The sequence below is a fragment of the Pseudoalteromonas luteoviolacea NCIMB 1942 genome, assembly GCF_001625595.1.
GTDB classification, from domain to species: domain Bacteria; phylum Pseudomonadota; class Gammaproteobacteria; order Enterobacterales; family Alteromonadaceae; genus Pseudoalteromonas; species Pseudoalteromonas luteoviolacea_A.
The window spans coordinates 55,658-72,970 of record NZ_AUXT01000147.1; the positions used below are offsets into that span (position 1 = coordinate 55,658).

The 17,313-nt window shown below is 44.5% G+C and carries 20 protein-coding genes; 6 read left to right on the forward strand and 14 right to left on the reverse strand.

The genetic code is table 11. The features are described from left to right. Positions 1–129: 129 nt before the first annotated feature. The 11 genes from rpsQ to rpsJ are packed head-to-tail and all read right to left on the reverse strand — an operon-like array spanning position 130 to position 5,094. Positions 130–387 carry a 30S ribosomal protein S17 gene (gene rpsQ / locus N482_RS08665; RefSeq protein ID WP_063376661.1) on the reverse strand — a complete coding sequence of 86 codons (258 nt, stop codon included), beginning with the start codon at positions 385–387 and terminating at the stop codon, positions 130–132. Then, the gene (gene rpmC, locus N482_RS08670; protein ID WP_046358406.1) at positions 387–578 is read right to left on the reverse strand and encodes a 50S ribosomal protein L29; all 192 of its coding nucleotides are present in this window, start codon (positions 576–578) and stop codon (positions 387–389) included. Before rpmC ends, rpsQ begins: the two co-directional genes overlap by 1 nt. Beyond that, positions 578–991 carry a 50S ribosomal protein L16 gene (gene rplP / locus N482_RS08675; protein ID WP_046358407.1) on the reverse strand — a complete coding sequence of 138 codons (414 nt, stop codon included), beginning with the start codon at positions 989–991 and terminating at the stop codon, positions 578–580. Before rplP ends, rpmC begins: the two co-directional genes overlap by 1 nt. A 13-nt stretch (positions 992–1,004) precedes the next feature. After that, complete coding sequence (gene rpsC / locus N482_RS08680; RefSeq protein WP_063376662.1) at positions 1,005–1,706, reverse strand: 30S ribosomal protein S3; 702 nt, start codon at positions 1,704–1,706, stop codon at positions 1,005–1,007. A gap of 12 nt (positions 1,707–1,718) precedes the next feature. Further along, a complete protein-coding gene (gene rplV, locus N482_RS08685; RefSeq protein ID WP_010386167.1) occupies positions 1,719–2,051 on the reverse strand; it encodes a 50S ribosomal protein L22 in 333 nt (110 codons plus the stop codon). A gap of 12 nt (positions 2,052–2,063) precedes the next feature. Beyond that, on the reverse strand, positions 2,064–2,342 hold the full coding sequence (gene rpsS / locus N482_RS08690; RefSeq protein WP_010367084.1) for a 30S ribosomal protein S19: 279 nt from the start codon (positions 2,340–2,342) through the stop codon (positions 2,064–2,066). Positions 2,343–2,358: 16 nt separating this feature from the next. Next, positions 2,359–3,183: a 50S ribosomal protein L2 gene (gene rplB, locus N482_RS08695; protein WP_063376663.1), complete on the reverse strand. Its 825-nt coding sequence runs from the start codon at positions 3,181–3,183 to the stop codon at positions 2,359–2,361. 17 nt (positions 3,184–3,200) lie between these two features. Next, complete coding sequence (gene rplW / locus N482_RS08700; protein ID WP_063376664.1) at positions 3,201–3,503, reverse strand: 50S ribosomal protein L23; 303 nt, start codon at positions 3,501–3,503, stop codon at positions 3,201–3,203. Further along, positions 3,500–4,102, reverse strand: a complete 603-nt coding sequence (gene rplD, locus N482_RS08705) for a 50S ribosomal protein L4 (protein WP_039607537.1) — start codon at positions 4,100–4,102, stop codon at positions 3,500–3,502. Before rplD ends, rplW begins: the two co-directional genes overlap by 4 nt. A gap of 17 nt (positions 4,103–4,119) precedes the next feature. Further along, positions 4,120–4,755 (reverse strand): 50S ribosomal protein L3, encoded by a 636-nt coding sequence (gene rplC, locus N482_RS08710; protein WP_063376665.1) that lies wholly within the window; start codon positions 4,753–4,755, stop codon positions 4,120–4,122. A 27-nt stretch (positions 4,756–4,782) separates the two neighbouring features. Then, positions 4,783–5,094, reverse strand: a complete 312-nt coding sequence (rpsJ, locus tag N482_RS08715; RefSeq protein ID WP_005495349.1) for a 30S ribosomal protein S10 — start codon at positions 5,092–5,094, stop codon at positions 4,783–4,785. A 498-nt stretch (positions 5,095–5,592) separates the two neighbouring features. Here rpsJ and plsB point away from each other — a divergent pair, with 498 nt between their 5' ends. Continuing rightward, the gene (plsB, locus tag N482_RS08720; RefSeq protein WP_063376666.1) at positions 5,593–8,019 is read left to right on the forward strand and encodes a glycerol-3-phosphate 1-O-acyltransferase PlsB; all 2,427 of its coding nucleotides are present in this window, start codon (positions 5,593–5,595) and stop codon (positions 8,017–8,019) included. Between the two features lie 17 nt (positions 8,020–8,036). Here plsB and tesB read toward each other — a convergent pair whose 3' ends face one another. After that, on the reverse strand, positions 8,037–8,894 hold the full coding sequence (tesB, locus tag N482_RS08725) for an acyl-CoA thioesterase II (protein WP_063376667.1): 858 nt from the start codon (positions 8,892–8,894) through the stop codon (positions 8,037–8,039). A 75-nt stretch (positions 8,895–8,969) separates the two neighbouring features. On the opposite strand from tesB, the gene N482_RS08730 reads away from it, so the two are divergent. Then, the gene (locus tag N482_RS08730; protein ID WP_063376668.1) at positions 8,970–9,431 is read left to right on the forward strand and encodes an EVE domain-containing protein; all 462 of its coding nucleotides are present in this window, start codon (positions 8,970–8,972) and stop codon (positions 9,429–9,431) included. Here the strand turns inward: N482_RS08730 and N482_RS08735 are convergent, their stop codons facing one another. Together N482_RS08735 and N482_RS08740 are read right to left on the reverse strand one after the other, a co-directional pair. Next, positions 9,432–9,641: a hypothetical protein gene (locus tag N482_RS08735; RefSeq protein ID WP_063376669.1), complete on the reverse strand. Its 210-nt coding sequence runs from the start codon at positions 9,639–9,641 to the stop codon at positions 9,432–9,434. After that, positions 9,638–10,699 (reverse strand): potassium channel family protein, encoded by a 1,062-nt coding sequence (locus tag N482_RS08740; protein ID WP_063376670.1) that lies wholly within the window; start codon positions 10,697–10,699, stop codon positions 9,638–9,640. Before N482_RS08740 ends, N482_RS08735 begins: the two co-directional genes overlap by 4 nt. Before the next feature lie 201 nt (positions 10,700–10,900). Between N482_RS08740 and N482_RS08745 the strand changes: the two genes are divergently transcribed. From N482_RS08745 to N482_RS08760, 4 genes are all read left to right on the forward strand, one after another. After that, positions 10,901–11,842, forward strand: coding sequence for a chemotaxis protein CheV (locus tag N482_RS08745; protein ID WP_063376671.1), 942 nt, complete (start codon positions 10,901–10,903; stop codon positions 11,840–11,842). A gap of 151 nt (positions 11,843–11,993) precedes the next feature. Beyond that, on the forward strand, positions 11,994–14,159 hold the full coding sequence (gene uvrD, locus N482_RS08750; RefSeq protein WP_063376672.1) for a DNA helicase II: 2,166 nt from the start codon (positions 11,994–11,996) through the stop codon (positions 14,157–14,159). Next, a complete protein-coding gene (locus tag N482_RS08755; protein WP_063376673.1) occupies positions 14,137–16,218 on the forward strand; it encodes a GNAT family N-acetyltransferase in 2,082 nt (693 codons plus the stop codon). Before uvrD ends, N482_RS08755 begins: the two co-directional genes overlap by 23 nt. Then, a complete protein-coding gene (locus N482_RS08760; RefSeq protein ID WP_063376674.1) occupies positions 16,184–17,287 on the forward strand; it encodes an ABC transporter substrate-binding protein in 1,104 nt (367 codons plus the stop codon). The genes N482_RS08755 and N482_RS08760 overlap by 35 nt, the downstream gene beginning before the upstream one ends. Positions 17,288–17,313 lie beyond the last annotated feature (26 nt).

The following is a 17,313-nucleotide window of genomic DNA, read 5'->3' on the forward strand; positions in this document are numbered from 1 at the left end:
ATCGGCGAGAGTCGGAAGGAAAAGAGATAAATTGACTTTAATACCTAGCGAACGATGGTTGTTCTTGAAGCTTAAAAAACAAAAACCCCAGCCGAAGCAGGGGTTTTTATAAGTAAACTTAATTAAAAATTAAGCTTTCTTAGGACGTTCAATCACGTCAACTAGCATCCAAGATTTTTTCTTAGAGATTGGCGCACATTCGCGAATAGTCACGACGTCACCTGCTAGTGCTGTGTTGTTTTCATCATGTGCGTGCAACTTAGTTGTACGCTTGATGAATTTACCGTAGATCGGGTGTTTAACCTGACGCTCGATAGCAACAACGATTGACTTATCCATTTTGTCGCTAACTACACGACCTTGAAGAGTACGGATCTGATCGCTCATTATGCACCTGCCTTCTGGTTGATAACCGTTTTAACACGCGCAATACTGCGACGTACTTTTCTCAGCTCGTGAGTCTGAGCTAGCTGACCAGTGCTCGCTTGCATGCGCAGGTTGAACTGCTCACGAAGAAGCTCTAGAAGTTCAGCTTTAAGCTCTTCTACGCTTTTGTCTTTCAATTCGCTAGCTTTCATTACATTACCGTCCGAGTTACAAATGTTGTTTTGAAAGGTAATTTACGAGCAGCTAGGTCGAATGCTTCACGAGCAAGCTCTTCAGGAACACCTTCCATTTCATAAAGTACTTTGCCAGGCTGGATTTCAGCAACCCAGTACTCAACAGAGCCTTTACCTTTACCCATACGAACTTCAAGCGGTTTCTCTGTAATTGGCTTATCTGGGAATACACGGATCCAGATTTTACCTTGACGCTTTACGTGACGTGTCATAGCACGACGAGCTGCTTCGATTTGACGAGCAGTCATACGGCCACGGCCAGTCGCTTTCAAGCCGAAAGAACCGAAGCTAACTTTGTTACCGCTAGTAGCAAGACCACGGTTGCGGCCTTTGTGTACCTTGCGGAATTTTGTACGTTTTGGCTGTAACATTAGTCGCTACCTCTTACTTAGCACTTTTTTTAGCTTTCTTCGGTGCACGTTTAGCTGGCTTCTCTTGCTCTTGTTTCAGTGGAAGACCACCGATAACTTCGCCTTTGAAGATCCAAACTTTAACACCGATGATGCCGTAAGTAGTCAAAGCTTCTGAAGTTGCGTAATCGATATCAGCACGAAGAGTGTGTAGAGGTACACGACCTTCACGGTACCACTCAGAACGTGCGATTTCAGCGCCGCCTAGACGACCGCTAACTTCAACTTTGATACCTTTAGCACCTAGACGCATTGCATTTTGAACTGCGCGCTTCATAGCACGACGGAACATAACACGACGCTCTAGCTGTGAAGAGATACCGTCAGCAACCAATTTTGCATCTAGCTCAGGCTTACGTACTTCTGCAATGTTAATTTGTGCAGGTACACCAGCAAGCTTAGTTACAGCTTGGCGAAGCTTTTCAACGTCTTCACCTTTTTTACCGATAACAACACCAGGACGAGCTGTGTGAATTGTTACACGGATAGATTTAGCTGGACGCTCAATAACGATTTTAGACACAGAGGCGTTTTTCAATTCCTTAGTAAGGTATTGACGCACTTTGTGATCGCCAAAAAGCTGCTCAGAGAAATCTTTTGTATTCGCGTACCAAGTAGATACCCAAGGCTTTGAGATACCTAGGCGAATACCAGTAGGATGAACTTTTTGTCCCATTACTTATATCTCCTAGCTATCTGAAACCACAACAGTGATGTGGCTTGAACGCTTAAGGATGCGGTCTGCGCGTCCTTTAGCACGTGGCATAATACGTTTCATTGTAGGACCTTCGTCTACAAAAACTTTAGCCACTTTAAGCTCATCAATGTCAGCACCTTCGTTGTGCTCCGCGTTAGCGATAGCAGACTCAAGTACTTTTTTAACCAATACAGCCGCTTTCTTTGGGCTATACGCTAGGATTTCTAGCGCGCGATCAACCGGAAGTCCGCGGATCTGATCAGCAACTAGACGTGCTTTTTGCGCCGAACCAGAGGCGAATTTGTGTTTAGCTAATGCTTCCATCATACCCTCCGATTAACGCTTCTTAGCTTTCTTATCCGCAGCGTGACCGCGGTAAGTACGTGTAGGTGCAAATTCACCTAGTTTGTGACCGATCATTTCGTCTGTAACGAATACAGGTACGTGCTGACGACCATTATGGACAGCGATGGTCAATCCGATCATGTTAGGGATGATCATTGAACGACGGCTCCAAGTCTTTATAGGCTTCTTGTCACCGCTTTCCAACGCCTTCTCTACCTTCTTCAGCAAGTGTAGGTCAATGAATGGACCCTTCTTGAGAGAACGTGGCATGGCAATTCCTCAACTATTACTTAGTACGACGACGTACGATAAATTTATCAGTACGCTTGTTCTTACGTGTCTTAGCACCTTTAGTAGGCTTACCCCATGGAGACACAGGGTGACGACCACCAGATGTACGACCTTCACCACCACCGTGTGGGTGGTCAATCGGGTTCATGGCAACACCACGAACTGTAGGACGGATACCACGCCAACGATTAGCACCAGCTTTACCTAGTGAACGTAGCATGTGTTCAGCGTTACCTACTTCACCGATAGTTGCGCGGCAATCCGCTTCAACTTTACGCATTTCACCTGAACGTAGACGTAGAGTCACGTACTGGCCTTCACGCGCTAGGATCTGTACATATGCACCAGCAGAACGTGCAATCTGAGCACCTTTACCAGGCTTAAGCTCAACATTGTGTACTGTAGTACCTACTGGGATGTTACGCATTGGTAATGTGTTACCAGCTTTGATTGGTGCATCAACACCAGACTGGATTGCATCACCTGCTTTAACACCTTTAGGTGCGATGATGTAACGACGTTCACCGTCTGCATATAATACAAGAGCGATGTTTGCGCTACGGTTTGGATCGTACTCTAGACGCTCAACTACAGCTGGAATGCCGTCTTTAGTGCGTTTAAAGTCAATTATACGATAGTGATGCTTGTGACCACCACCGATATGACGAACCGTGATACGACCGTTGTTGTTACGACCACCTGATTTAGAGTTCTTCTCTAGTAGCGGAGCGTATGGCTTACCCTTGTGTAGATCAGGGTTAACCACTTTAACGACGTGACGACGACCCGCAGAAGTTGGTTTACACTTTTGAAGTGCCATAATTCTAACTCCCCTTATTACTCGGCGCCGCCGACAAAGTCTAGCTCGCTGCCTTCTTTAAGAGTAACGTAGGCTTTCTTCCAGTCTGAACGACGGCCGAAACGCATGCCTGTACGCTTTGTTTTACCCTTAACATTTAGAGTGCGAACACCAGTTACTTCTACTTCAAAAAGCTTTTCAACAGCTGCTTTAACTTCAGCTTTGTTTGCATCTTTTGCTACTTTGAACACAATAGTGTTGTTCGCTTCAGCAGAGACTGTGCTTTTCTCAGAGATGTGTGGAGCAAGAATTACTTTTAAAAGACGTTCTTCACTGATCATGCTAATGACTCCTCAAGTTGCTTCACAGCACCAGCAGTAATTAGAACCTTATCGAAAGCGATTAGGCTTACTGGATCGATGCCAGCTACGTCACGAGTATCAACCTTGTACAGGTTACGAGATGAAAGGAATAGATTCTCATCTACTTCTTCAGTCACGATTAATACGTCTTTTAGCTCAAGCTCTTTAAGCTTAGCTACTAGTTCTTTAGTCTTAGGTGCTTCTAAACCGAAGTTTTCAACAACAATAAGACGCTCTTGACGAACTAGTTCAGATAAGATGCTCTTGATCGCACCGCGATACATCTTACGGTTAACTTTTTGGCTGTGATCTTGCGGCTTAGCTGCAAAGCTCACACCACCGCTGCGCCAGATTGGGCTGCGGATTGTACCAGCACGTGCACGGCCAGTACCTTTTTGGCGGAATGGTTTCTTACCACCACCACGTACTTCAGAACGCGTCTTCTGAGCTTTAGTACCTTGACGAGCACCTGCTGCGTAAGCAACAACTACTTGGTGTACTAATGCTTCGTTAAACTCACGTCCAAAAGTAGCTTCGGAAACTTCAAGCGCACCAGCGCCTTTAATTGCTAATTCCATCACTAAATCTCCAGGACTTATGCTTTAACAGCAGGTTTAACGACAACGTCGCCGCCGATAGCGCCAGGTACTGCACCTTTAACTAAAAGCAGGTTACGTTCAGCGTCAACACGAACTAGTTCAAGGTTCTGTGTCGTAGAACGAACATTACCCATTTGACCGGCCATTTTCTTACCTTTGAAAACTTTACCAGGAGACTGGTTTTGACCGATTGAACCAGGAGCACGGTGAGATAGAGAGTTACCGTGTGTAGCGTCTTGCATGCTGAAGTTCCAGCGCTTAACACCACCTTGGAAACCTTTACCTTTTGAAGTACCAGTAACGTCTACTTTTTTCACTTCAGTGAAAAGTTCAACAGTTAGTTCTGAACCTACTTCAAACTCACCTTCTCCGCCGTTAAGACGGAATTCCCACAGGCCACGACCCGCTTCAACGCCAGCTTTAGCGAAGTGACCCGCTGCTGGTTTGTTTACACGGCTTGCTTTTTTCTCGCCTGCAGTAACTTGAAGCGCGTTATAACCGTCTGTTGCGTCAGATTTAATCTGAGTAACACGGTTAGGCGTCGCTTCGATAACTGTCACAGGGATAGATACACCATCTTCAGTGAAGATACGTGTCATACCCACTTTACGACCGACTAGACCTAATGCCATTTTCCTAAAACCTCTCTAATCTTTCGATTAACCCAGGCTGATTTGAACATCAACACCAGCAGCAAGGTCTAGGCGCATTAGAGCGTCTACAGTCTTGTCAGTTGGTTCTACGATGTCGATCAGACGTTTGTGGGTGCGGATTTCATATTGATCACGCGCGTCTTTGTTTACGTGCGGAGAGATCAATACAGTGAAACGCTCAAAACGCGTAGGTAGTGGAATTGGACCACGTACCTGAGCACCAGTGCGCTTCGCAGTTTCCACGATTTCCGCCGTTGATTGGTCAATCAAACGGTGGTCAAAAGCTTTTAGGCGAATACGAATGCGTTGATTAGACATTCTTAAACCTCAATTAAAAGAGCATTTAAAAAGAGCATAAAAAAACCTCCGAAACTATCTTAAAATACTTAAGAAGTCGGTTGTTCTTTTATTTCTACCATTGAACTCCAAATCGGAGTTCCTGTTTAATAGTCTGAAATCCAGACTTTTCATTTAACTTTCAGCGGCCAGAAGCCGAGAAAGTTTGCACATTATAAGGATACTGGTGATAAATGCAACAACTAAATGCAATAATTTTGTCGCATCGCCACTGTCCAACCAGCAAAGGTAAAAACACCGCAGACAAAATAAATTATCTGCACATTTTAGCGTCATATTTATCAGCGTGTTCATCCTCGTACTATACTTATCGACAGAGTTTAAGATGAAACACCAACACAAATGACATAAACGCGGGGCCTCAGCGTATTACCAAGGTTCTGCAAGAACCCTCTGGACAATGGTCAGTCCAGTTAATCCCTGATATTCTATTGCAAAAATTAATACTTGGTACTGCGTATGCGCTTATTATCACAAAGCTTCAATGTGCTCGCTCGGTGGACAAATTGGCTCCTGGTTAAAAGTAAACTGTTACCGGAAGACCCCGTTTCACAGTTTGATCTCGACCCTAGCCTGCCTACTTTTTATGTGACTCGATTAAATTCTCATGCAGATCTCGCAGCGTTGGACCGTATGTGCAAACAGCTTGGCCTACCAAGCCCCATGCAAAAGCAAAAAATCGGCAGTACTGAAGTGCCTCGTTTTATTGCAATGCAAAACCCAACGCCATTGTTTTCTAAAACCGCTAAAACCAGCAATGCTTTACAGCTGAGCAAAGAAATCTTTCACGCATTGAAAGCAAATCCAACTATCAAAGCACAGATCCTTCCTGTTTCGGTTTTTTGGGGCAGAGATCCCGGTAAAGAAAAACCTGGTCTCGCTACCTTGTTAGGCCACTCACTCACTCCGAGCTGGCTTAGAAAAAGTTTTGTACTCTTATTTTCTGGACGCGATAATTTAGTGCGTTTCTCGGCTCCAATTGCTGTGGAGCAATTAATGAATGACAAAGCCGACGTTGAAGAACTACCTCAAAAATTATTGCGTGTAGCCCGTGTGCACTTTCGTCGCCAACAGCTTGCTGCCACGGGGCCAAAGTTGCCTTCTCGGGAAGCATTGTTTAATTCTATCTTAGCCGCACCAAGCATCAAGAAAGCCATCGCAGAGGAAGCCAAAGCAAAAGGTTTGAACCACCACGAAGCACGACTCAATGCCCAAGAGTTACTAGATGAAATTGCCGCCAATTATTCAGATGCCATGGTCAGAGTAGCCGACCGCATTTTAACTTGGTTATGGAATAAACTTTACAATGGTATTGAAGTCAAAAATGCTGATGAAGTGCGCGCTTTAGCAGACAAAGGCCATGAAATAATCTATGTACCATGTCATCGCAGTCACATGGATTACTTACTTTTGACCTACGTGATTTACCATCAAGGGCTGGTGCCACCTCATATCGCGGCGGGAGTTAATCTTAACTTCTTCCCTGCGGGTGGCATTTTTAGGCGCTCGGGTGCATTCTTTATACGCCGCTCTTTTGCAGGTAATAAACTTTATTCAACGGTATTCAAAGAGTACCTCAGCCAGCTGTTTATTAAAGGTTACTCAGTGAAATTCTATACTGAGGGAGGTCGTAGCCGCACAGGTAGACTGCTACCACCAAAAACCGGCATGCTCGCCATGACAATGCAATCAATGCTGCGCGGCATCGATCGCCCTATCTCAATCGTGCCTGTCTACATCGGCTATGAGCACGTGATGGAAATAAATACCTACCTCAAAGAGCTCGCAGGTAATAGTAAGAAAAATGAGTCCGTACTTGGCGTATTTAAGGCGATAAAGAACCTCAGAAACTACGGACGTGGCTACTTAAACTTTGGCCAGCCCATACACCTTAATCAATACTTAAATGAGCATCAACCGGACTGGCGCCAGTCGATTTCAGCTGACGACGCCTCCAAGCCACAATGGCTCAATAGTCAAGTAGCCAATGTCGCAGATCAAATAATGACGAATATCAATGCCAGTGCCGCGTTGAATGTCATCAATTTGGTAGCAACGATATTGCTCAGCAATGAACAATTTGCCCTTAGTAGACAGAAACTCATTGAGCAGTTGCGTTTTTACATGGCTTTGCAAAAGCGAGCTAAGTACAGTGATTACGTCACACAGCCTAGTGAAGATGCAGAAGCATTGCTTGAGCATGCGCTTAAACTTGAAAAGCTCGAAGTACTACAAGATGGTTTAGGTGACATCATTACGATAAAAGAGCAGGAACGTACACTATTCAATTACTATCGTAATAACATTTTGCATTTATTCGCAGTCCCAAGCGTGATCGCGCAAATGCTCTTTAATCGCTACGAGGTGACACTTGAAGCGTGCGAAGAAAAGCTAACAGCACTGTACCCACTTTTTGCGAAAGAGTGGTTTTTAACGCCAATGCGCGAAAGTTATATTCAAGACATACTCAATAGTTTTGCTGAGCACAATTTGATTACTTTTGATGGGTCGCAAGCCGTCACCAACAAAGACAACAGTGCACTTACTAAGCTAGAAATGTTAGGAAAGGTGTGTCATCTGACGCTAGAGCGCTACGCCATCACCAGTAGTTTGATCTTAAAACATCAAGATATAAAGCGGACGGAGTTAGAAAGTGAAAGCGAAATTTTGGCTAATCGATTGGGGACACTACACGGCATTAAAAGCCCTGAGTTCTTCGATAAAAAGGTACTGAGCAACTTTATCAACACCTTGAAGGAGCAAGAGTATATTGCTATCTCTGAACAACAAACTATCAGCGCAGCAGCACCATTGAACTTGTTGCAGCAACATCTAAATGATTTATTGCCAGCACGGATCTGGCAATCCATTCACGATACACTTTAATAATAATGCGTCAGTGCCTAGCGCAGGCGCATTACGCCTTCTTGAATGGTCGAAGCAACCAATTCACCCTGACGGTTAAAAAACTGCCCGCGAACCAAGCCTCTACCGTTGCTGGCACTTGGACTGTCCACACTATAAAGCATCCAATCATCTAACCTAAATGGACGATGGAACCACATAGCATGATCTATGGTTGCCACTTGCATATTTGGCTGCATAAAAGAGAGCCCATGTGGCTGTAATGCCGTTGGCAAAAACTCAAAGTCAGATGCATACGCCAAAAGATAATTATGAATACGTCTTTCATCTGGCATCTTTCCATTGGCTTTGAACCACACATGGCGTTTAGCTGGTGCTTTTTGCGGCTGAAATGGGTTTTGGAAATTGACCGGTCGCATATCTAATGGCATTTCCTGCGTAAACTTAGGTCTAAGAGATTCAGGGATCAGCTCTGCGTTATCTTGGTAAAACTGCAATGCAGATTTGAGCGTTTCTGGCTCAGGCACTACCGGCATCTCACTCTGATGAGACATCCCAGGCTCATCACCTTGGAAGGAGGCCGTCATATAAAAAATTGGTTTGCCGTACTGAATTGCACTCACTCTGCGAGTGCTGAAGCTGCGGCCATCTCGGATATTTTCAACATCATAAACAATAGGCTTACTCGCATCGCCAGGGCGTAAGAAATAAGAATGCAATGAATTAACGTAGCGTCCTTCTGGAAGTGTATATTTTGCCGCAGATAGCGCTTGCCCCATTACTTGACCACCAAATACTTGAGGAAAACCAAGGTCTTGACTCTGACCGCGATAGATACCCTGCTCTATTTCTTCCAAACTTAATAAATCAAGTAAGTCCTGTAACACTTGACTCATTGCCCACCTCATCATTGTAGTTACTGCAATTACTGATAATAATACACTAAATCTACTTTTAAATGAGTATTGATAATGGCTTATTGGTTATTCAAAACAGAACCGGACGCATATTCTCTCGACGATTTAAAAAATGCGCCGCAACAAAGTACATTTTGGGAAGGAATAAGAAACTACCAAGCTCGCAATTTTATGCGTGACAATATGCAGGTGGACGACCTCGTCTTTATTTATCACTCTAGTTGCAAAGTGCCTTGCGTTGTCGGTATAGCTAAAGTCACTAAAGCAGCTGAAGTTGACCCATACCAGTTTGATGCCTCAAGTGATTACTATGATCCCAAGTCCAATCCAGACAATCCGCGCTGGATTGGTGTTACGGTGCAATATGTTGAACGGCTCGACAACCCGGTGACACTTAAAGCGATTAAAGCCAATGATGACATTATCGATCTGGCTTTGAAGAAAGCGGGACGCCTATCGATCATGCCCGTCACCGATGTGGAATGGCAACACATCATCACAATGTCACAACCGTGATCAACTGTGTTTTTTGCTGCGGCGAGTTTTGACTCGCCCTTCTTTTGGAATAATAGTGATGTAAAGCAGCAGCGCAATCCAAGAAAAAAACAGCGTGCCTATTAGCCAACCATTTTTTTCGTGGCCTTTAGAGCGCTTGCTGCCTGCGACTAGACCGATTGGCGCGATATATAAGCATACTGCAAATACCAGTAACATCAGCTCATTCATATCTGCTCCCAAACTACCTCGTTTACTAACACCCGTTGCGGTGCGATATAGTGAACAATGTCCCCTGCCTTGATGCCATAATCTAACGGGGGGTTTAAGTCCATGTTTTGACCACTTCGATCATGAGCGACGCCCAACAAAGTAGCATTATGATGCTCTTTAAAGAACATAAAAAGCTGTCCAAACTGACATGCTTTCACTGACGAAGGCAGTTGCAAGCTAAACTGGGTATCGCCATGCAGTGTAGAAAGTAACTCTTCCTGTATTCTACTTGAGCCAGGATCTTGCATAGAACGCACCAAAATTTCAGCAGACATGGCCGAAGAACACTCCACGTTTAAACAATGCAAGCGTAATAACCGTGCTTTCGTCTCATCTGTAAAATGCGCACTGATATGCGCGCCAGCTTTTACCATGGGGCTAAGTTTCAATGCAGTAGTAAATGTATGGTCATCATCTTTGCCATCTACAATTACTTTATCCGCACACTCTACCGCCGCGCGTTTCAATTGCTCGTCATCGGTAAAACTAACTAATCGCACAAAATCAACCTGTGCAAAACGCAGTAGAGGGTGCTCCATATCTTCTTGCACAGCCAGTACAATGCGCCTATCCACCCGTTTGTTATCCGCGAGGATAAATTCAATCATCTTCTCTGTGTGAGTGGGGTGCCAACCAAAAATAATGATGTGATCTTTGAGGTGTGAGAAATTCTTTTCGCCTTTCATAGCCCTTTTTACCCATAATGTAATCTCTTGCCCGACTTTACCTAGCAACACGCCAAAAAGCGCCAAGCCAAAAGGTATTTGAAATAAAGCGACAACCCATCGCCCTAGCTCTGTTGAAGCACTGAAGTCACCATACCCAACTGTTGATGTTGTTACGACGTAGTAATAGACGTATGTATCGAGGGGCAATAATGCCTGCTCTTTTGACGTCCAAAGTAGTATCCAAGTTAGCAACATATGGCAAAACGTTGCCAATAATAGAATTTCCCAGCTCGCTCTATTTATATGCGTTTGAATTTGTACCAGTATACGCTTCAATACGATTGGCATTAATTACCTTAGTTTTGTGTATTGCTCCTTGATTGACATCATCTTACAGTGGCAGAGCAAGTCAATGCTTTAACGTTAAAAAGTTGCTTTTTTCAGCATATTTCTATGAGCCTTACTATCACCCTAATCTAGTAAAGAACTCGTAATTTTTGTATTTATATGTGTATACTTTGGAAAGAAGCAATAGTATGAGGTGAATATATGGCGGGCGTATTAGCTTCAGTCGACCAACGCACACAGTTGGTGGGTGAAAATCGATTAGAATTGTTGCTATTTCATTTACACAGTAGACACTTATTTGCACTCAACGTATTTAAAGTCAAAGAAGTCGTTAAGCTACCACATCTCAATAAGATGCCTAACGCCCACCCAAAAATCGCGGGGGTTACTAATATTCGAGGCGAATCGATCCCTGTTATCGATCTTAGACAAGCTATTTGCATGCCTGATACTGAATACGACAGCGACAGCAACTTAGTGATCACCGAATACAACCGTACCGTTCAAGCATTTTTAGTAGGTAAAGTCGATCACATCGTCAATACAACGTGGTCAGATATTATGCCCACGCCAAAATCCGTCGGGCGCAATCACTACTTAACAGCTTTAACAAAAATCCAGCGTGATGGCACTGAACATATCGTTGAGATCATTGATGTTGAAAAAGTACTGGCTGAGATTATCGATTATGACGTGGAGATCCCTGACGGCGTACTAGACGAAAGCATCTTAGCACAGTTTCAAGGGCGCAAAATCCTCCATGCTGATGACTCGGCTACGGCCCGTCGCCAAGTCTCAGATACCCTTGCTCAAATTGGCATTGAAATCATACCTGCTACAGATGGTCAAGAAGCACTCAATCTACTTAAACATTGGGTTGATGAAGGCATAGACGTGAACAATGAGTTGATGGCCGTGATCACAGACGCTGAAATGCCTGTGATGGATGGCTATAGACTCACATATGAAATTCGCAATGATGAGCGTCTCAAAGACCTATACGTCATATTGAATACTTCCTTAAGTGGCAGCTTTAACCAAGCGATGGTTGAAAAAGTCGGCTGTAATGCATTTTTATCTAAGTTTCAGCCAGATTTGCTAGTACAAGAAATGCAAAAGCGACTCAAACAGATTCTGGGCTAATGGACTGTATAAAAAGACAGTAACCAAGAAAATAAATATACTTTACTTTCAATATACTAACTTTTTAACATGTTGAAACTCTCTCCAAAAACTGGGCTTTAAATGCTACGCTAGGTATACTTTGCCCTCACTTTTCGAAATAGGCGCAAAGATGGACGTATCTGAATTACTTGACGGCTTGAATGACAAGCAGAGAGAAGCGGTTGCTGCACCGCTTAGTAACATGCTCATTCTCGCGGGCGCGGGCTCTGGTAAAACTCGAGTGTTAGTACACCGTATCGCTTGGTTGATGCAAGTTGAGCACGCTTCCCCCTATAGTATCTTTGCTGTGACTTTTACCAATAAAGCCGCCAAAGAGATGCGTACACGTGTCGAAGAAACATTACAAAGTCCCGTTGGAGGCATGTGGATAGGCACCTTCCATGGGTTATCGCACCGCATATTACGCGCCCATCACAGAGAAGCAAATTTGCCAGAATCTTTCCAGATCCTAGATTCTGATGATCAACAGCGCATGATCAGACGCCTACTCAAAGCGATGAACATTGATGAAAAGAAGTGGCCTGCCAAGCAACTCAGCTGGTATATCAGCGCGCGTAAGGACGAAGGGTTACGCCCTAAAGATATCCAAGCCTATGACGCCACTGAGCAACTCATGCTCAACGTCTATACTGCATATCAAGAAGCCTGTGACAGGGCCGGCCTAGTCGACTTCGCCGAAATATTACTTCGTTGCTACGAATTATTGCAGCAGCAGCCTACTTTGCTCCGTCATTATCAACAGCGCTTTAGACACATGTTGGTAGACGAATTTCAGGATACTAACAGCATCCAATATCTGTGGTTGCGCTTGCTCGCTGGCGGCGAAAATAACATCATGATTGTCGGCGATGATGACCAAAGTATTTACGGCTGGCGCGGCGCAAAAATTGAAAATATTAAACGTTTCTTGCAAGACTTTGATGCCGATACAATTCGTCTAGAACAAAACTACCGTTCAACCGCGACTATTTTGAAAGCGTCTAACGCCTTAATCCAAAACAACTCTGAACGCATGGGTAAGAGCCTTTGGACCGAAGGTAACCAGGGTGAATCTATTTCCATCTACGCGGCTTTCAATGAGTTGGATGAGGCACGCTTTACCGTTGGTAAAATTAAATCTTGGTTGCAAGATGGCAATGCACTGACCGACTGTGCGATCTTATATCGTAATAATGCGCAATCTCGTGTTTTGGAAGAGGCTTTGCTACAAGAAGGGCTTAAGTACCGCATCTATGGCGGCATGCGCTTCTTCGAGCGTCAAGAAATTAAAGACGCTCTCTCTTACTTGCGTCTCATAAGTAACCGCAATGATGACGCCGCATTTGAGCGAGTGATTAATACCCCTGCGCGCGGTATTGGTGACAAAACGCTCAGCCATATCCGTGACTGTGCACGTAACGAGTCTTTGCCACTGTGGTATGCTGCAAAAGCAGTCATCGAACAGCAGCACCTAGCTGGTCGCGCAGCGACAGCTGTTACACGCTTTATTGAATTAATCGAACAACTTGATGAGAAGCTCGTAGAGCTGGTACTCGCTGAACAAGCAAAAACAACCATTGAATACTCAGGGCTGTTGGCCATGTATCAAGCTGAAAAAGGTGAAAAAGGTCGCGCCCGCGTAGAAAACTTAGAAGAATTGATCAATGCCTGTGGACAGTTCGAGTTACCGGTGGAAGAAGAGTTTACCTCGCCGCTGCAAGGCTTCTTAGCCTATACCTCTTTAGAGGCAGGTGAAGGACAAGCTGACGAGCACGAAGATGCAGTGCAAATGATGACATTACACTCGGCAAAAGGTTTGGAATTTCCATTAGTGTTTATGGTTGGTGTAGAGGAAGGTATGTTCCCATCTCAGCAGAGCCATGAAGAGTCTGGCCGATTAGAAGAAGAACGTCGCCTTTGTTATGTTGGCATGACACGCGCGATGCAAAAATTATATATCAGCCATGCTGAAAGTCGCCGCTTATATGGCCAAGAAAAGTACCACAGCCCTTCACGCTTTTTGCGAGAATTGCCAGAAGAGTGCACTGAAGAGATCCGCATCAAAACGCAAGTATCTCGACCAGCTAGCACAAACCGTTTCAGCGCATCAGTGAGCCATGCCGCGTTTGAGGACAGCGGTTTCAATTTGGGCCAACGCGTCTTACACGCTAAGTTTGGCGCGGGCACGGTACTGAACTATGAAGGCAATGGTGCTCAATCTCGTATTCAAGTAAACTTTGATGATGTCGGCACTAAGTGGCTAGTCACGGCTTATGCAAGACTCCAAGCTATCTAATTTACCTACGCTGCTTGGCGAACTAAAACAAGCGAGACATCGTCAGATATTGCTACTGTGCGGTAGCCGCAAATGGGGTATCGCACAATATAAAGCAATCATACGTGACAATAATGCACTCGCATTGAGTAATGATGCTCAATTTGAGCAAGCAATTTGGCCTCAACATTTACATCAAATACTCGGCCAAGAATTCCAATTTGTCTGCTACGACGGCTACAGTGGTATTGTTCCCAATAAACTTACTGCCGCAGCAGGGACTGTGCAAGCTGGCGGATTGCTCATCTTGCTTCTCCCAGTACTAGACACGCTAAAGCAATGGTGCGACCCTGCCCTAGAAAAGTGGCTCTCGGAAGGAGAAACACCGTCTTCTAGCCCTTTCTTGGTACGATTGGCTAAATTAATTACACAGCACCAGGTTTGGCTCATCAGTGAACAGGCAAACAATGACTTGCCTGAACACTATATCGCGCCACCTACTTCTCTAAACTTGGCACCACAAGCACACTCACTGGCAAGCATTATCAAGTGGCTCTCACATAAAACAGCTGCACCAGTATTACTCAGTGCCGACCGAGGTCGTGGGAAATCAACCGTACTTGGACTTATTGCGGCCCATTATAAAAAGCAAAACATTGTGATCTGCGCGCAACAGCGACGCGCCGTACAAAATAGCTTTAAACACTTGGCCATTGAGCTTGGTATACCGGAGCCCAGCATGCAACAAAATAGTCTGCACAACCTGACCTATATACCACCAGATACATTGCTGGCTGCTCAACCTGACATAGACATACTGCTGATTGATGAGGCTGCTGCCATCCCAGTACCGATGTTAAAGCAGCTGTTGACGTGCAGCCCTAAAGTGGTCTTTGCCAGCACCTTGGTGGGTTATGAGGGCAATGGTCGAGGCTATACGTTACGCTTTCAAAACCACTTACAAAAGCATTACCCTAACTATTTATCGCTTCATTTAGAGGAACCGATTCGTTATGCGAATAATGACCCTCTAGAAAACCAAATGCGCTTGTTGTTTGCACTTGATAGCGAATATGACGCGCCATCTAAAATACTGCCTACTTCTATTCAATATCAGTCTGTAGCGCGTGCTGATTTACTCAACGATGAAACACTGTTAAGACAGGTTTTCGCACTGCTAGTGTTAGCCCACTATCAAACCTCCGTGAATGATTTAAGACAACTATTAGATAGCCCAAGTAATCGTCTGTTTATTGCCACACAAGCAGATCACTTAGTTGGCGTGTGCTTAGTGAACATTGAAGGCAACTTAGATGAAGCACTGGCTACGCAAATAGCCTTAGGCACACGCCGTCCAGCCGGCCACATGATGGCGCAACAGCTGGCTCAATTACAGGGTGATACCGCTTTTATAACCCATAAAGGTGCTCGTATTGTGCGTATTGCAGTTGCCCCAACAGCCCAACAACAAGGGGTCGGCCAAGCACTTATTGGTTTTACTATGCAGCAACTGCGCGATCAGGTGAGCTACTTTGGCAGCAGTTTTGGTGCCCAAGCAAAGCTGCTGCGCTTTTGGCAAAAGCTAGGCTTTGAGGCGGTAAAGTTGGGTTACAAGCAAGATAAATCTAGTGGGGAGTTTGCCGTTCTGGTGGTACATCAAGACACCCCTCTCAATATACCTGCTATCCGGACGCAGTTTAAAAGCCAATTATTTTTTGACCTACCAGATCTATACCTAGATCTGCCATGGAAACTAGTGTACGAGCTGTGTCGTACATTGCCATCTTGTAAATTCAAGCAAACTACGCTGAGGCAATTGACGTACCTAGCTAACAAACCCTCAACACAGCAACAAATTGCGCCATTACTGTACGACGCGATCATGACACAACCAAACTTACTTTCGGCACTTATAAACATTTCCCAAATGCGTTTGATTCTACTATTATTACAGCGCCATCAGCCAAAAGAATTAGCCTCAGAACTAAAAATAGAGTCAAAGAAACAATTACAGCTTGTTTTTCAACAGTTGTTATCGGAAGTTTATGCTGAAATCACTAGTACAAAGCGCCCTATTTAGCGGATTATTTTTATTAAGCTCAGTAACATATGCGCAAACACCTGAACGTATAAAGCTCGGAATGAGTGTGGCTTTAAGTGGGCCAGCCAGCCACATTGGCATGCAGCTTAAGGGAGGTCATCAACTCTACTTTGAGTATGCGAATGAGCATGTACTTGATGAAAAGACTAAATTGGACCTCGTGGTACTTGATGATGGCTACGAGCCCAATCGTACCGTCGACAATACCCATTACTTGATACAGCACCACAAAATTCACGCCCTCATTGGCAACATGGGAACACCAACGGCCCACTCGATCAAAGACATTTTAAAGCGCCACCAGCTTCCTTTTCTTATGCCTTACACTGGTGCCAATTTTTTATACAATAACCCACAATTTCCGACCTACACGCTAAGACCAAGCTACTTAGAAGAGGCTGAAGAGCAAATCAAATACCTTATCGATGAGTTGGGACATAAAAAAATAGCGTTGTTTATTCAAGCCGATGAATTTGGCCTCACATTAGAACAAAGCCACAGGCAGGCGTTGCGAGATAAAAATATCGAACCCGTTGTGACTGCACGGTTTCGCCGTAATACTAACGACGTGGCCCGCGCCCTAACCCAAATATTATTAACTGACACAACTGCCATCGCCATGATAGGCACATATGAACCGTTAGCAGCATTTATTAATCAAGCATATCGCGCTGGATTCAGAGGCACGTATACGAGCGTGTCATTTGTCTCATCTGCCGCCCTATTTGAAAATATCATTGCACCTGCTCAAGTCATGGTCACAGAAATACTGCCAGACCCTAAAACTTGCAAAGGTCGAGTATGTGTATTGTATCGCAAGCTCTCCGAAGGCAAAAAAAGGACGGTTAGCTATCAAACCTTTGAAGGATTTGTAAACGCCTATGTCTTTGTTGAAGCATTAAAGCATTGTGATGTCGAGACATTATCGAAGTGTATTGTGCCAGCAATAAAAAAAGAGCGCAGTACCAACCCAGCAATTCAAGCGCTATTTAAACAACAAAAAAGCAGTGCAGAGCACCCCGTCTATAGGTCTTATTTGAAATATTGATCTATGCTTAGTACAAGCAAATAATG

Bases quoted from the DNA above. Each gene is read 5' to 3' on its own strand.
- rplD (WP_039607537.1), bottom strand. From the start codon at position 4,102: ATGGAATTAGCAATTAAAGGCGCTGGTGCGCTTGAAGTTTCCGAAGCT.
- N482_RS08740 (WP_063376670.1), bottom strand. From the start codon at position 10,699: ATGCCAATCGTATTGAAGCGTATACTGGTACAAATTCAAACGCATATA.
- tesB (WP_063376667.1), bottom strand. From the start codon at position 8,894: ATGAGTCAAGTGTTACAGGACTTACTTGATTTATTAAGTTTGGAAGAA.
- rpsS (WP_010367084.1), bottom strand. From the start codon at position 2,342: ATGCCACGTTCTCTCAAGAAGGGTCCATTCATTGACCTACACTTGCTG.
- N482_RS08745 (WP_063376671.1), top strand. From the start codon at position 10,901: ATGGCGGGCGTATTAGCTTCAGTCGACCAACGCACACAGTTGGTGGGT.
- N482_RS08735 (WP_063376669.1), bottom strand. From the start codon at position 9,641: ATGAATGAGCTGATGTTACTGGTATTTGCAGTATGCTTATATATCGCG.
- rplB (WP_063376663.1), bottom strand. From the start codon at position 3,183: ATGGCACTTCAAAAGTGTAAACCAACTTCTGCGGGTCGTCGTCACGTC.
- uvrD (WP_063376672.1), top strand. From the start codon at position 11,994: ATGGACGTATCTGAATTACTTGACGGCTTGAATGACAAGCAGAGAGAA.
- rplC (WP_063376665.1), bottom strand. From the start codon at position 4,755: ATGGCATTAGGTCTAGTCGGTCGTAAAGTGGGTATGACACGTATCTTC.
- rpsC (WP_063376662.1), bottom strand. From the start codon at position 1,706: ATGGGACAAAAAGTTCATCCTACTGGTATTCGCCTAGGTATCTCAAAG.
- N482_RS08755 (WP_063376673.1), top strand. From the start codon at position 14,137: ATGCAAGACTCCAAGCTATCTAATTTACCTACGCTGCTTGGCGAACTA.
- N482_RS08760 (WP_063376674.1), top strand. From the start codon at position 16,184: ATGCTGAAATCACTAGTACAAAGCGCCCTATTTAGCGGATTATTTTTA.
- rplP (WP_046358407.1), bottom strand. From the start codon at position 991: ATGTTACAGCCAAAACGTACAAAATTCCGCAAGGTACACAAAGGCCGC.
- rpsQ (WP_063376661.1), bottom strand. From the start codon at position 387: ATGAGCGATCAGATCCGTACTCTTCAAGGTCGTGTAGTTAGCGACAAA.
- rplV (WP_010386167.1), bottom strand. From the start codon at position 2,051: ATGGAAGCATTAGCTAAACACAAATTCGCCTCTGGTTCGGCGCAAAAA.
- rplW (WP_063376664.1), bottom strand. From the start codon at position 3,503: ATGATCAGTGAAGAACGTCTTTTAAAAGTAATTCTTGCTCCACACATC.
- rpsJ (WP_005495349.1), bottom strand. From the start codon at position 5,094: ATGTCTAATCAACGCATTCGTATTCGCCTAAAAGCTTTTGACCACCGT.
- rpmC (WP_046358406.1), bottom strand. From the start codon at position 578: ATGAAAGCTAGCGAATTGAAAGACAAAAGCGTAGAAGAGCTTAAAGCT.
- plsB (WP_063376666.1), top strand. From the start codon at position 5,593: ATGCGCTTATTATCACAAAGCTTCAATGTGCTCGCTCGGTGGACAAAT.
- N482_RS08730 (WP_063376668.1), top strand. From the start codon at position 8,970: ATGGCTTATTGGTTATTCAAAACAGAACCGGACGCATATTCTCTCGAC.